Raw genomic sequence first — 12,725 nt, 5'->3', positions numbered from 1 at the left:
GCGCCCCCCGGGGCGCGGCCCGACCCGCGCCCGGGGGGGGGGGGGGGGGCGGGGGCCCCCCCCCCCCCCCCCCCCCCCCCCGGGGGGGGGGCGCCCCGCCCCCCCCCCCCCCCCCACGACTGTTGTTCTTCGGTCTTTTAATAGATTTCATATGAGGTATTGGCAATCTTCGGCATCTCCGGTTTCCGCCCAGGCCAGGGCTCGTTAGGCACGGCGACAGAATCCCCTCCGGCGACGCGCGTTGCCGAAGAAAGGAACACGATGAAGTCTCTGAAGGCTGCCGCCGTCTTTGCCGGATCCCTGATCGCCGCCGGTTCCGCCACGCCCGCGTTCGCGCAGGACGTCATGGTCGCTCCGAGTGCGCCCGCCGCTCAGAGCGCTCCGGACGTGCAGGCTGCTCCGATGGCTCAGGCTGCGCCGGCTCCTCAGGCTGCTCCGGTTCAGAGTGCTCCCGTCGCCCAGAGCGCTCCGGCTGTTCAGAGCGCCCCGGTTGCCCAGCCCGCTCCGGCCCCTCAGGTCGCTCCGGCCCCGCAGGCCGCTCCGGTCGCTCAGCCTGCTCCGGTCGCCCAGCCTGCTCCGGCCCCGGCCCCTCAGCCCGCCCCGGTTGCGCAGCCTGCTCCGGCCCCTGTCCCGCAGCCCGCTCCGGCCACGCAGAGCACGCGCGACCTGGCGTCCACCGACTTCACCGGAGGTGTGAGCACCAAGGTCCCCCTGGACGTCACCGCCGAGGGCAAGGAGTCGCTGGTCCACACGGCGAAGAACGCCGCGTCCGCGGTCAACGACGCCAAGCCGGTGCACGGCAACCTGTGGTTCTAGGGCGGCAACCACCCCGTACGGAGGGCCGGTCCTCGGAAAGTCCGAGGACCGGCCCTCCGTACGTGTCCGCCCGGTGACGCGGCCGGCTTCCTCCCCCGGAGGAACGAACGATCACTTGTCTGGCCGCACGGCGGTGACCGCGCGGGACGTCCGGCGGTTACGGCTACGACACCGGAACCGGACGAGGAGTGGACCATGGCCGTCGGCATCGGCGGAGGGCAGGCGGACGACGGGGTGCCGGCGGCCCCGGCGCGACCCGAACGGGGCAGTACACGGCGGGAGGTGGCGCGCGGTCTGCGGGTCTGCGCCCTCGCCGCCGCTGTGGGTGCCCCGGTGGCCGCCGCCCTCCGGTCACACAGCCCCGGAGCCGGGGACGCCCCGAGCGCCACCGTCTCCACCGAGACCCGTCACGGCCGCCGCATCGTCATGGTGTGGAACCCACCCCGCGACCCGGCCGGGCGGGGCCGGTGGCACATCACTGTGGACGGCCGCCCTCTGCATCTGATGCGCCGGGCCGACGGCACCTGGCTCAGCATGGTCGACCACTACTGCTCCTACCCTTCACCGATCGAGGCGGCCCGCGCCGCCGTCGACGCGCTCGGCCCCGGCCAGCGCCTGCGTGAGCCGGCCCCGGCAGGCGCGGGCCACGTCCACACGGAGAACCGGCGTGGCGTACGTACGTAGGGACGTCGGTACGCTCACCAGGTCCGAGCAGCGGCGGTTCGTCAAGGCGCTCCTGGAGGTCAAACGGCGGGGCGAGTACGACGAGTTCGTCCGTATGCACATCGAGTACTTCTCCGCGGACGGCGAGCACGGACTGCGCGCCGCGCACATGGCGCCGTCGTTCCTGCCCTGGCACCGCCGGTTCCTGCTCGACCTGGAGCGCGCCCTGCGCCGGGTGGACTCCTCGGTGACGGTGCCGTACTGGGACTGGACACGCGACCGCAGGACCACCTCCGCGCCCTGGACGGCCCGTCTCCTCGGAGGTGACGGGCGCCGTTCCGACCATCAGGTGATGACCGGTCCGTTCGCCTACCGGGAAGGCAACTGGACCATCAAGGTGAACGTGACCGACCGGGAGTTCCTCACCCGCAACCTCGGACGCCCCCGCAACCCGGTCGGCCTGCCCACCAAGAGCGAGCTGGAGCGGGCGCTGGAGGACCCTGTCTACGACGTGGCGCCCTGGGACTCGACGGTCACCCGGGGGTTCCGCAACAAGCTGGAGGGCTGGGGCACCGGCCGCGGCAACGCGCCCTGGCGCAACCACAATCGAGTGCACGGCTGGGTCGGTGGGGACATGCTCGGCGGCGCCTCCGTCAACGACCCGGTGTTCTGGTTGCACCACGCCTTCATCGACCTGCAGTGGTATCGCTGGCAGCGTCGGCACCGCGGTGCCGGCTACCTCCCCGCGACACCGCCGCGACGGGGCGACCGGCAGCACGGCCGGATCGTGGCACGGCACGAGCGCCTGCCGCCGTGGGACGTGACACCGGCGGAACTGGAGGACGTCGGCCGGATCTACCGCTACGCGTGAGGTGACACGGATTCCGCACCGGCACGACGGATTTCACCGGGCACGGGGAGGCCGGGCACGGGGAGGCCGGGCACAGGGAGGCCGGGCACAGGGAGGCCGGGCACAGGGAGGCCGGGCACAGGGAAAGCCCCGGCCTTGGGAGGCCGGGGCCCTCGGATCACGACAGCGGGAGTCAGTGGCGGTGGCCGCTCTTCTTGCTCTTCTTGTCGTGGTTCTTGTGGTCCTCGTTCTTGCACTCGTTGCCGACAGCCGGGTTCAGCAGGCCGACAAAGTTGACGGTGTTGCCGCACACGTTGATCGGCACGTGAACCGGCACCTGGACCACGTTGCCGGACAGGACGCCGGGCGAGCCGATAGCAGCGCCGTTGGCGCCGGCGCCCGCGGCGGCGAGACCGGCTCCACTGAGCACCACGGCGCCCGTGCCGAGAGCAACAGCGCCAACCTTCGCGATGCGAGACATCACGTTCTCCCTTACTGACTAGGTAAGTGCGGCAGCAGTACGAGCGGCCGCACTGCCCGTTCAACGCGTGGACCCTCAACCAGTCACGACAATTCTGCCGTGATCACCCTTTCCGGACAGGAGATCCGCCATTCGAGCGGTGGTTTCACATGAGGCACCGGACTGTTCCGGGGGTGGTCCGGCCGCATGTGTGCCCGTGGTCCGCACCCACCTGGCCGCAAGACGGGCCAAGGGCTGTGACCCGTCGGTCGGCCGCTGCGGTATTCCGTGAGCCCGCCGACCGGAAGTGCCGGCCCGGGCGCAGGTTGCCCCTCTGCCGGCAGGCGAGCCCCGGGCGGCTCATGTATGTGCACCCAGCTGCTTACGGTGGTTCGGCTTCCGGTCAGGCGTAAGTCGACATGCGAGTAGGTCCATCGGACTGGGCTGCTATGGGCCGGCCGGTTCGTAATGCGCTCCGCGAAGATCTCCGCAGGGAGCCGGTGCAGCGCGCTATCGTCGCCGCTACTCGACCTCACAGCATGTGAGCCGCGGTCTGCGGCCGTGGACGACGACTGCCTTGCGCAGTCGAGGGCTGCTGTCGAAGGGGTTCGGGCCCGCCAGGGAACGCCCGAAGCGACCATGGCATGCCATCTTCTACGACTCGCGCAACTCTGGGCGTTTCGCGTGGATAAATGGCGATCCATCCCTTACGTTAATAACTGTTGGTGACCGGTCCGGTGCGGACTGTGTCTACTCGAGAACGGAGAGGTAATGCGCAAGTACCAGAAGGCCGCAGTCGTCATGGCCATGCTTGGCAGCGTCAGCTTCCTGGGCGCCGGCATCGGCCACGCCTCGGACGGGCACAAGGTCAAGGTCGACAACGACCAGGACCAGTCCTGCTCGCAGAGCGAGACCATCACGGGTGGTCTCATCGCGGCTGAGGACGTCCTGGTCGGGATCAACGTCCTCGGCGTGCAGTCGAACGACCAGAGCGAGCGCGAGTCGATCACCTGCAGCCAGGCCTTCGCCTTCGGTGGCAAGTGACCGCTGACGCGGTGATGTAGGCAGTTCTCAGGGCTCAGACCTAGTGTCTGAGCCCTGAGGCGTGTCGCCGGGCTCTCAGGTGTCGCAGGGCCTGAGTCGGTTGCATGTGGCGCGATGAGCCGACGTGACGGGCCGTCGTCGTCCCCATGTCGACGTTCGGCCCCTCGGTGACGTTCGCGTGTCTGCGGCGACGGGCGTCTGTCGCAGACGCGCGACCTCGGCGACACCCTGTTGAGGGGTGGCCGCCCGAAGCGGTTGCCCGGTGTCTGTGTACATGGGTCGCAACGGGTTTTTTTTCTAGCAGTTGCGTGATTGGGCGTTTCGTCTGTCGAGAGCCGAATTCATCGCCTAGTGTTTGCCACTGTCAGTGACCAGCCCATCACGGGCTGTGTCGACAGATCGGAGAGGTAATGCGCAAGTACCAGAGGACCGCAGTCGTCGTGGCCATGCTCGGCAGTGTCAGCTTCCTGGGCGCCGGCGTCGGCCAGGCTGCGGACGAGGACGCGAAGCTCAAGGTCGACAACAAGCAGAACCAGTCGTGCGAGGCGAACGACTCGAAGACGGCTGGGCTCATCAGCATCGATGACCTGAACCTCGCCATCAACATCCTCGGCCTCCAGACCAACGACCAGAGCGAGCGCAAGTCCGTGACCTGCACGCAGAACTTCGCCCTCGGTGGTCGTTGATCGCTGATCAGGTGATCTACGCAGGTCCGGGGATTGCACCCGGAGTCCGATTCCCGGGCCTGCTGCCAGGCTTGTTTGCCGGTCCAAGCGTCGGAACGGCTCCGCCGTCCAGCCACGGGGGCCGACCGTAAAGGAATGGGTAGATGTTCAGTTCGAAGAAGTTCGCAGCGGCCGCGGGTGTCCTGGGGAGCTTTGCTTTGGTCGGTGTCGGTACCGTCCACGCCTTCGCCAGCGATGGCGCCGGCAAGTGTGTCGACGACGGCAAGGGCCACATTCGCTGCGTGCAGGTGAGCGAGTACCGCGTCAACAGCGACAAGCACGGGAACGTCGAGGTCGTCAACGAGTCAACGCAGTCGTGTCCGACCTCGCACGGTGAGGTCACCTGCGTCAACAGCGTCGTCGTCCCTGGCCAGAAGTCCTGACGTTCGTCCCCGGCGGCCAAAACAGCACTTGGCCACCTCCGCACCGTCGTGTCGGACGACCTGCGCATCAGAGGATGGCCGGGGCCCGTTAACGGGCCCCGGCCATCCTCGTGTTTTCACTGTCCCCGCGCTTAGTGGTCCCTGGCTCGAGTGCGGCGACGGACGGGATCAAAGCACCCGTAAATGCACGTCAAGGCAGCCGTCGCACCGGCGCGCCCGCGAGGAACGCGCGGATGTTCTCGACCGCCTGCCCGTAGTACGTCGCGTAGTTGGCCCGCGAGACGTAGCCGAGGTGCGGCGTGGCGAGGAGCCGGGGTGCCGTACGCATCGGGTGGTCCGCGGGAAGGGGCTCGATGTCGAAGACATCCACGCCGGCGCCGGCGATACGGCCCGCGTGCAGGGCGTCGAGGAGAGCGTCCTGGTCGACGATCGCCGCGCGTGAGGTGTTGATCAGGTAGGCGGACGGCTTGAGGAGGGCGAGTTCGGACCGGCCGAGCAGGCCGCGGGTGCGGTCGCCGAGGGCGAGGTGGACCGACACGAAGTCGCTGTCCGTCAGCAGCTCCTCCTTGGAGGCCGCGAGTTCCACGCCGACCTCGTCGGCACGCTCCCGGGTGAGGTTCTGACTCCAGGCGCTCACGTGCATGCCGAAGGCGAGCCCGACCTGGGCGACCTTGCTGCCGATCTTCCCCAGGCCGAGCAGCCCGAGACGTCGGCCGTGCAGATCGGCACCGACCGTGCTCTGCCAGGGGCCGCCGGAGCGCAGGGCGTTGCTCTCCTCGACGACCCCGCGTGCGAGGCCGAGCAGCAGTGCCCAGGTCAGTTCGACCGGCGGGGTGGAGGAACTGGCCGTGCCGCACACCGTGACGCCGTGGGCCTCGGCGGCCGCGTAGTCGATGACGGAGTTCCGCATGCCGGAGGCGACGATCAGCTTCAGCCGGGGCAGCCGGGCGATCAACGATCCGGGGAACGGCACGCGTTCCCGCAGGGTCACGACGATGTCGAAGCCGGCCAGCGCCGCGGCCAGGTCGTCCGCGCCCTCGATGTGCCGATCGAACGTCACGACCTCCACGTCGTCCGCGACCTCCGCCCAGTCGGCGACCTCGGTCGCCACCTTCTGGAAGTCGTCCAGTACAGCGCATCGCAGCCGCACGGCTTGCCTCTTTCACGGTGCAGGGTCCGGGTTCGGGTTGGCGTTCGGGGACCATGATCGCGCGTGCCCCGGGCTGCGAAAAGGGGCAGAACCTCGACACCGCCTCGCGCGGCCCCCTTCGTCTTCGTCCCGAAGCGCTGGGGTGGGCCCTCGATCCGGACCAGGACTGCGCCTGGCCCTGTTGGCCAGGGAGGTCAGCACGGGACTGGTCACGGAACTCGTCGAGCAGCTCGAAGAACAGCTCCAACGCAGGCCGATCGGTGGCCTCGGCTTCCGGGCGGTGGACACGAGGCCCGAAAGCAGGTCTATGTCTTCCAGGGCAGCGTGACCGTCGCGGCGATCCGGCTCTGGCTTCGGGGGTGGATCCATTATCTCCGTGCGGGGAGGCGCCTGTCACCGTTCTCCGGAATGATCTTTACGTCCGATGTGCACCTCTAGGCTTGCGGGCGGATGCACAGCACGGATTGACCGGGGGGGCGAGAGTGGCGCACGACGTTGCCGCACTGGCGGTGGAACTCACGGACATGGCTGCGGCCGATCACCAGTTAGCCGTCCGCGCGAACAGTGATGACCCCGCCGAGCAGCTGGCGTGGCGGCGGCTGACCGTTCGGCACGGTGACCGGCTCGGCGAGATCATGGACGAGTACGGCTGGCCGACGGAGGAACTGGTCGGTGAGGAGGCCGCACGCGCTGCATGGCTGATCGCCCAGCACGCCGACCGCCAGCTCGACGTTCAGCGTCGCGCCCTCCAGCTGATGCAGCAGGCGGTGTCGGCAGGCTCGGCCGGCATGCGTGAGCTGGCCTTCTTGCGCGACCGCACGCTGGTCAACGAGGGCCGCAAGCAGATCTACGGCACTCAGATCGCCGGTGTGAAGGACGGAGCACCGGTTCCGTGGCCCTGCGAAGAGCCCGAGCGCATGGACGCACTCCGTGCGGAAGTCGGCATCGAGCCCTTCGACGAGCATGTCGCCAAGTTCTCCGTGAACTGACACCCCGTTCCAGCCGCGTCCGGTGATCACTGACCGGGCTCCGGCAGCCGGCAAGTTGTGCAACGGCTCCCCGGCCAGCGGCCACAGCCACGGGACACTCCGACCGCTACGGATCCACGGCGATCGGCAGCTCGGCGAAAGTGCGTCTGCGTCGGTCTGCTTGGATACCGGGGATGACGACGAGTGTTCCTGCTCCCCGCACCGATGACGCCGATTCCGACCGCCTGAAGTCGCTGCTGGAACGTGCCGCTACGGGGCGGGAGGGTCAGGCGTGGAGCGACCTGTGGACGGAGCTCTATCACAACGGCACTTTGGATGTAGCCGATCCTCTGGTGCTGCACACGCTCGCCGACATGGCGGAGGCCGAGAAGGCCGACGTGGCAGCTTCGGCCCTCCACTTGGCCGGCGCCCTTCTCGTCCAGGCCGACCGGCGCTACGAGACCCGTAACCTGCGGCACCGGTATGCGCCGGAGACTGCGCGCCTGCTGGGCGCCGCGAACCGGTGGCGGCAGCACACCGCCGGCCGGAATGACTACTGCCACCTGCTTGAGGCGGTTTTGAACCTGGAGGGCGACATCCACTGGGCGGAGGACCTGCTCTGGGGCGTGGTCAGCGAGGAGTACGAGCTTGAGTGCCCCGAACCCGAGGGGTGCGTGTCGCTGTGGGTGGTTCTCGGAGAGCGAGGCTTCTTCAGCACCGCGGAGGACTACGCCCTCTCCGACGACGTCGAGACGTTCCCTCTCCACCCGGCCGATCCCCGCGCCCTGGAAGGCCTCGGCCGGCGCCTCTACGACCTTGCCCTGACCGACGGCCACGAGGAAGTCGCGCGCGCCCTGACTTATGCCTTCGGTGAGGCGACGTGCCCGGAGTGTCGGCAGCGCTTCTCCGTCGTCGGGCAGGTGGCCGCCTGTTCCGGCTGAGAACCGCGTTGTCCAGGATCCGGTAGAGGTTCGGGCGAAGGTGTCGCGCGTGGCAACGCCAGCAGCGGCAAGCTCGGCATCACTGCCGGGGAGAATCTGCTGGGCTTCCTCGCATCCGCTGGCATACACCCTGACCAGCAAAAAGCCCTCCCCGAGGGGAGGGCGGAGACTTGCGCCCCCGGCAGGACTCGAACCTGCGGCCAAGCGCTTAGAAGATGCGGGCACCCCTGTGCCGCACGTCCGGTTCGGCTGGCGCCGCAGCCATGACCGGCTGCTGACGGCTACCGCCGTCTGTCTTCGTTGCCGTCAGCGCTGCCGTCATTGCCGTCGCGTAGGGCTCCGGTCGCTGCTGGTCGCGCGGCCACGGATGCGCGGGCTCCAGCCGATCGGAATGAGAGCATGGTCGAGTGGACGTAGCGACGCAACTGCGCAGCCTTATAGGTTCCTTGGCACGGGGAAGCGGCGTCTTCGGCTGCGTGGTCGCCAGGCAGGGCACATCAGTTCCGGACCTCGTTCGAGAAGTGGCCGCAAAGGCGGAACGGGCCTGGAAGGACTACGCCGTAGCGGGGGCAGTCGGTCCTGATACACCAGAAGAGGTCAAGGAGGCGCTCTCGCAGATCGACGGTGTGCGAGCTGTGGACCTCCTGACCTACCTGGCGGCTGAGGACCTCGTGTTCCCGGGTACGCCACGCCGCGATCGTGCCCATGTTCACCGAGTGGCTGAGCGGGTCGTGCGTCTGCTCGGCTACCAGTCTGACTGGTACACGAACATCAGCGACCTTTCGCCCCGGGCGCGTGCGTGGGACCCGGTCACCCGGCATACCTTCGACGGAGTCGTCGCGGGGATCAGCAATGACTTCGCCGTCGTGCTATTGCAGGTGGGCGAAGACTGACCATCCTCATGGCGAGGCCCCACAGGCAGCGAGCGGCCCGGGTCTTAGAAGGCGCTTGGTGTATGTCGTGCCCTACTCTTGCTGACCTGGTTCTTCTCCCGCGCCGGGCGCCTCGTCGATCGGCCTTCGGCACGCATTCGACACGCCCTGGCTAGGGCCCTGGCGCCGTGGCACCCGTGGCTAGCCTTCTTGGAGTTCAGTGCGCATGAGCTCCCCGAACTGCCTGACAAGCCGCTGCATTGTGTCCAGGTCGCTGGCCTCTGTCGCCACCTGCCATTCCTCAGCGAAGTGGCGGGCCTCCTCGCTGCCGAACGCGTGCAAGGCGATGAGGGCCTCCATGCTCATTTCGATGCGTTTGGTCTTAGTCCAATAGTGCTCGACTTCTCGGAGCTTCTCGGTCTTGCCAGACCGTTCGTACCTCAGGCGGCGCACATCGAGGACGGCCACGCGGAGCGCCTCGAAGTAGGCATCGCGCCGCTCCTTTCGTAGGTGAGTGCGCTGCTCGGCTTCTCGTGACTGCGCAACCATGCGCTCTGCGTGTGCTCTACCTTGAGCTCCGGCGAGCCACGTGAAAGTGACTCCGAGGGCTCCTGAGACTCCGGTGACCACAGCGGGGACCCACTCCGATGCCATGCGCCCATTTTGCCCAGATGAGTCGGCACCCAAGACGATTTAGAGCTAGCGGTTGATCGGGATCTCGTACACGATCTCGCAGTGTGCAGCGGGCACAACGATGTCCGCCGTTTCGACGGGCCGCCCGTCGTCGCTGTAGTACGTCCGCCGGATGTGCGTCACGAGAGCAGCCTTCTGGATACCGAGAAGTGACGCTTCCTCGGCGGTTGCTTGCCTCGGCTCCGGCTGCTCCACGGCGTGGCTGACGGTGACGCCGATCGCCGCCATGCGGTTCACGACACCTGCCCCGGCGTGCGGTCCTCCCTCGGGGAGAACGACGAGAGTGCCGGCGGTGAGGTCGTACGGCTCCCAACTCGTCGACAGCTGCACCGGCCTGCCGTCGGCCAGAAACTCGTACAAGGTCCGAACGCACAGGTCGCCCTCGGCGATGCCGAGCCGCGCAGCGATGTCCGCAGGAGCCGGCACCTTGGCCTCGGTCCGGCTCTCCCAATCGCCTTGTCTTCCCAGGGCCTTCATGTCTGCCCGGAAGGGTGATCCGCTGGGCTGTTCTCGCGCTGATGACCGGACCATCCGGACCCGCTGTCGGGGCTCGGCGACGTACGTGCCCGAACCGGCGCGCCCATCAAGCACACCTTGGGAAATCAGGAGTTCCTGAGCGCGGCGGACCACGTTCTCGCCCACGCCGCACTCCTGTCCGATCTGGGCACGGGAGGGCAGGCGGTCACCGGGCTCCCATACGTGCTCCGCGATCCGTCGCCGGAGTTCGTCGGCGATGCGGAGGTAGGGCGGCTGCTCAGGCATATGGAAAATCTAGTCCACTAGCTCTAATCTAGTTAACTAGCTTCACTGAAAGTGATCAATGGTGACGGAGGCTGCCCTGTGCCCGCTTCGGGAGTACTCGCGGCGGCCATCGCTGCCCGGCTGTCCGACCTCGGATTCCCCGCGCGTGTGGAGGAACACGACCGGCACACGTCGGTCCAAGCGGCGGTGTCGGAATCTCTCTCTGCCGACTTATGGCGGGAGGTCCTTGAAGCGGTGGCCGAGGCCGATCGGTTCGGACTCCTCGCCACCAGCCTGAACGACCGCACTCTCTGGGCGGTCGTAAACAAAGCGGTCCCCACGACGGGCGATGTCGGGGGACCGAGCCATCAGCGATAGGAGCTGAGCAGCGTGTTCGACCGTATCCGCCGTGCCGCCTTGCTCACCAGAGCGCGCTACTTCCCCAAGGGCAGGCACCGCCGTCCCTTACGGCCGTCTCGGCCCCAGGCGACCCCCGTTCTCTCCACGTCCGCTGACGCACCGATGGCCCTCCTGGACCGGTCTCCCAACACCACGAGCCACCGTCACCCGCTCGCGGGGGAGGACAACGCGCTTGTTCGCCCGTACATGCTCGCTCGGGAGAGGCGAGTACAGCCGCGCGAGGTGGTCGTCGCTGCACACCTCCCGCTGAAGCCTGGTCGTCCCTCGATGACTCCTCGCCAACAGCCCCGCATCACCGAGGCTTCGGTCGTTCCCTACCGGTCGACCGCCTGTCGCATCGGCACGCATCTTGCTTGCACGGAGTCCTCCCCGGCCTCCGCACCGATTGACCTGCCGGTTGTCGTCGAGACATGCGCCTGCGAGCGAAGGGGCCGTCAAGGTGACGAAGACGCGCGGGTGGTCGCGGACCTCGCGGCCCGCAGAAACTTCGACACGCATTCGACACGGCCACCCGCAGAAACCCCAGCAAAAGCCGGACAGCCCCAGATCCCGCCCTTGATCATCAAGGGGGCGTCTGGGGCTTCGTCGCATCAGCTGGCACCCGCCATGAGCAGCAGAACGCCCTCCCAAACGGGAGGGCGGAGACTTGCGCTCCGGCAGGACTCGAACCTGCGGCCGGCAAGTTCCTGGGGGAGTATTGGTGACTCCAGATCCCACGGCTGACAGACGCGACATCGTGGTCATCTGGCGAGGCCCGGTTCCTGTGCGCCTACGGTGATCACCCTAGTGATCACCGTAGTTGCGGAATGGTCCCCCTCGGCCGGGCGCCGTCTTCACCGCCGTTGCTGGGCTCGCAGTCCATGGCATTGCTCATGCAGGTTCATGATTCATTCCCGTTCGGCGCTATGAGAGACCATGTGACGGGTATGTTCAGGGTCGTGACTTCGGGGGAATTGTTGATACCACCGCCTGCGCCGAACTGGCGAACTCGTACGCGCCGTTTGTGGCGATCCCGCGAGGCCCTGCCGCGCCTCCAGCGTTGGCTCCTACGCCTCGTTCCTGGGTTCCTCGGTCTAGTCGCCCTCTACCTGCTCAACGGCTTCTTGAACGGCTGGGCCCAGGCTTACAACCTTCTCGTTACCATCACCTCTCCCGGAGACGTCAGGCAGCAATTGTGCGCCTGGCCGCTTTCACTCGCAGGCTGGGCGGTGATGCCAGCACTTATCGGGGGAGCAGTCGGCTACATCGTGACCACACAGATCGACACCCACCGGACACAAGAACTGGCAGAGGTACTTGATGAGTTGCGTCGTTACTCCATCCCGCAAACTGACGAGGAAGGGTGAACGTGCTCTCGCTTTACGACCTCTGTGCAGCCGGAGGGGATGACGCCAAGCTGGCGAAACAGTTCGCGGATCAGTGGCACGGGAGTGATTGGGCGGTGGCAGAGGACCACTGGGAGCAACTCGTTAGTCGGGTGCTCCAGACGTCAGAGATGGACCGCTATGCGCCGAGGGCTGCGTTGCGAGCGAGTGAGCGGATGACGCTCAACATACTCAAGGTGTACTTGCCCCATCAGCGCAGCACCTGCCCCATATGCAGGCATAGGAACGACCAGCTACCACCGAGCGGTGAAAGGGAGGCGTGATGGCGGACAGGACTATTGAGGAAGAGCTGCGCGGCCTTCTCTACTTGACATGCCCCGACGCCCCGGACGATGCCCGCAGGGAGGCACTTACCCTGCTTGCCGATTTCAATCACCCGCTCTCGGATGATGAGGCCGCGCACATCGGTAGAAGGCTGAGTCCCCCTGCGACCAAGCGGGCTCCCGTCGATCTACGGCGCGCCGACCTGCGCGGCACCGACCTCAGGAACGCCGACCTGCACCGTGCCAACCTGGCCGGCGCCGACCTGCGCGGCACCGACCTCAGGAACGCCGACCTGCACCGTGCCAACCTGGCCGGCGCCGACCTGCGCGGCACCGACCTCAGGAACGCCG

General features: G+C 67.5%; 17 protein-coding genes. 13 read left to right on the top strand and 4 right to left on the bottom strand.

The window, feature by feature from the left end; all coding sequences use genetic code 11:
• Positions 1-693: 693 nt before the first annotated feature.
• From ACFY5B_RS04415 to ACFY5B_RS04405, 3 genes are all read left to right on the top strand, one after another.
• Positions 694-816, top strand: a complete 123-nt coding sequence (locus ACFY5B_RS04415; RefSeq protein ID WP_267886808.1) for a hypothetical protein — start codon at positions 694-696, stop codon at positions 814-816.
• Between the two features lie 195 nt (positions 817-1,011).
• A complete protein-coding gene (locus ACFY5B_RS04410) occupies positions 1,012-1,500 on the top strand; it encodes a tyrosinase family oxidase copper chaperone (protein ID WP_389964330.1) in 489 nt (162 codons plus the stop codon).
• Positions 1,484-2,350, top strand: a complete 867-nt coding sequence (locus ACFY5B_RS04405; protein ID WP_389964327.1) for a tyrosinase family protein — start codon at positions 1,484-1,486, stop codon at positions 2,348-2,350. The genes ACFY5B_RS04410 and ACFY5B_RS04405 overlap by 17 nt, the downstream gene beginning before the upstream one ends.
• A 172-nt stretch (positions 2,351-2,522) precedes the next feature.
• Here ACFY5B_RS04405 and ACFY5B_RS04400 read toward each other — a convergent pair whose 3' ends face one another.
• The gene (locus ACFY5B_RS04400; RefSeq protein ID WP_389964324.1) at positions 2,523-2,810 is read right to left on the bottom strand and encodes a chaplin; all 288 of its coding nucleotides are present in this window, start codon (positions 2,808-2,810) and stop codon (positions 2,523-2,525) included.
• A gap of 750 nt (positions 2,811-3,560) precedes the next feature.
• Here ACFY5B_RS04400 and ACFY5B_RS04395 point away from each other — a divergent pair.
• From ACFY5B_RS04395 to ACFY5B_RS04385, 3 genes are all read left to right on the top strand, one after another.
• A complete protein-coding gene (locus ACFY5B_RS04395) occupies positions 3,561-3,833 on the top strand; it encodes a hypothetical protein (RefSeq protein WP_389964321.1) in 273 nt (90 codons plus the stop codon).
• 410 nt (positions 3,834-4,243) lie between these two features.
• Positions 4,244-4,519 carry a hypothetical protein gene (locus tag ACFY5B_RS04390; RefSeq protein WP_389964318.1) on the top strand — a complete coding sequence of 92 codons (276 nt, stop codon included), beginning with the start codon at positions 4,244-4,246 and terminating at the stop codon, positions 4,517-4,519.
• A gap of 143 nt (positions 4,520-4,662) precedes the next feature.
• Positions 4,663-4,941, top strand: a complete 279-nt coding sequence (locus tag ACFY5B_RS04385) for a hypothetical protein (protein WP_389964315.1) — start codon at positions 4,663-4,665, stop codon at positions 4,939-4,941.
• A 190-nt stretch (positions 4,942-5,131) separates the two neighbouring features.
• On the opposite strand, the gene ACFY5B_RS04380 is transcribed toward ACFY5B_RS04385, so the two are convergent.
• Positions 5,132-6,091, bottom strand: coding sequence for a D-2-hydroxyacid dehydrogenase family protein (locus tag ACFY5B_RS04380; RefSeq protein WP_389964312.1), 960 nt, complete (start codon positions 6,089-6,091; stop codon positions 5,132-5,134).
• A 482-nt stretch (positions 6,092-6,573) separates the two neighbouring features.
• On the opposite strand from ACFY5B_RS04380, the gene ACFY5B_RS04375 reads away from it, so the two are divergent.
• The 3 genes from ACFY5B_RS04375 to ACFY5B_RS04365 all read left to right on the top strand — a co-directional run bounded on the left by ACFY5B_RS04375 (position 6,574) and on the right by ACFY5B_RS04365 (position 8,893).
• Complete coding sequence (locus ACFY5B_RS04375; RefSeq protein ID WP_389964311.1) at positions 6,574-7,080, top strand: DUF6624 domain-containing protein; 507 nt, start codon at positions 6,574-6,576, stop codon at positions 7,078-7,080.
• A gap of 173 nt (positions 7,081-7,253) precedes the next feature.
• Positions 7,254-8,000 (top strand): hypothetical protein, encoded by a 747-nt coding sequence (locus tag ACFY5B_RS04370; protein WP_389964308.1) that lies wholly within the window; start codon positions 7,254-7,256, stop codon positions 7,998-8,000.
• 407 nt (positions 8,001-8,407) lie between these two features.
• Positions 8,408-8,893 carry a hypothetical protein gene (locus ACFY5B_RS04365; RefSeq protein WP_389964306.1) on the top strand — a complete coding sequence of 162 codons (486 nt, stop codon included), beginning with the start codon at positions 8,408-8,410 and terminating at the stop codon, positions 8,891-8,893.
• Positions 8,894-9,073: 180 nt separating this feature from the next.
• On the opposite strand, the gene ACFY5B_RS04360 is transcribed toward ACFY5B_RS04365, so the two are convergent.
• Both ACFY5B_RS04360 and ACFY5B_RS04355 read right to left on the bottom strand, forming a co-directional pair.
• Positions 9,074-9,526 carry a hypothetical protein gene (locus tag ACFY5B_RS04360; RefSeq protein WP_389964303.1) on the bottom strand — a complete coding sequence of 151 codons (453 nt, stop codon included), beginning with the start codon at positions 9,524-9,526 and terminating at the stop codon, positions 9,074-9,076.
• A gap of 45 nt (positions 9,527-9,571) precedes the next feature.
• Positions 9,572-10,327: a GntR family transcriptional regulator gene (locus tag ACFY5B_RS04355; protein WP_389964300.1), complete on the bottom strand. Its 756-nt coding sequence runs from the start codon at positions 10,325-10,327 to the stop codon at positions 9,572-9,574.
• A gap of 78 nt (positions 10,328-10,405) precedes the next feature.
• On the opposite strand from ACFY5B_RS04355, the gene ACFY5B_RS04350 reads away from it, so the two are divergent.
• From ACFY5B_RS04350 to ACFY5B_RS04335, 4 genes are all read left to right on the top strand, one after another.
• Positions 10,406-10,684 carry a hypothetical protein gene (locus ACFY5B_RS04350; RefSeq protein ID WP_389965142.1) on the top strand — a complete coding sequence of 93 codons (279 nt, stop codon included), beginning with the start codon at positions 10,406-10,408 and terminating at the stop codon, positions 10,682-10,684.
• Between the two features lie 902 nt (positions 10,685-11,586).
• Positions 11,587-12,072, top strand: coding sequence for a DUF6313 family protein (locus ACFY5B_RS04345; RefSeq protein WP_389964297.1), 486 nt, complete (start codon positions 11,587-11,589; stop codon positions 12,070-12,072).
• Positions 12,069-12,374 carry a DUF6313 family protein gene (locus ACFY5B_RS04340; RefSeq protein WP_389964294.1) on the top strand — a complete coding sequence of 102 codons (306 nt, stop codon included), beginning with the start codon at positions 12,069-12,071 and terminating at the stop codon, positions 12,372-12,374. Before ACFY5B_RS04345 ends, ACFY5B_RS04340 begins: the two co-directional genes overlap by 4 nt.
• On the top strand, positions 12,374-12,725 hold a 352-nt coding region (locus tag ACFY5B_RS04335; RefSeq protein WP_389964291.1), incomplete at its 3' end, for a pentapeptide repeat-containing protein. The genes ACFY5B_RS04340 and ACFY5B_RS04335, both read left to right, overlap by 1 nt.

The sequence above is a fragment of the Streptomyces sp. NPDC013187 genome (assembly GCF_042899705.1).
Lineage (GTDB): Bacteria > Actinomycetota > Actinomycetes > Streptomycetales > Streptomycetaceae > Streptomyces > Streptomyces hawaiiensis_A.
This window is presented reverse-complemented; position numbering and strand designations above follow the sequence as displayed.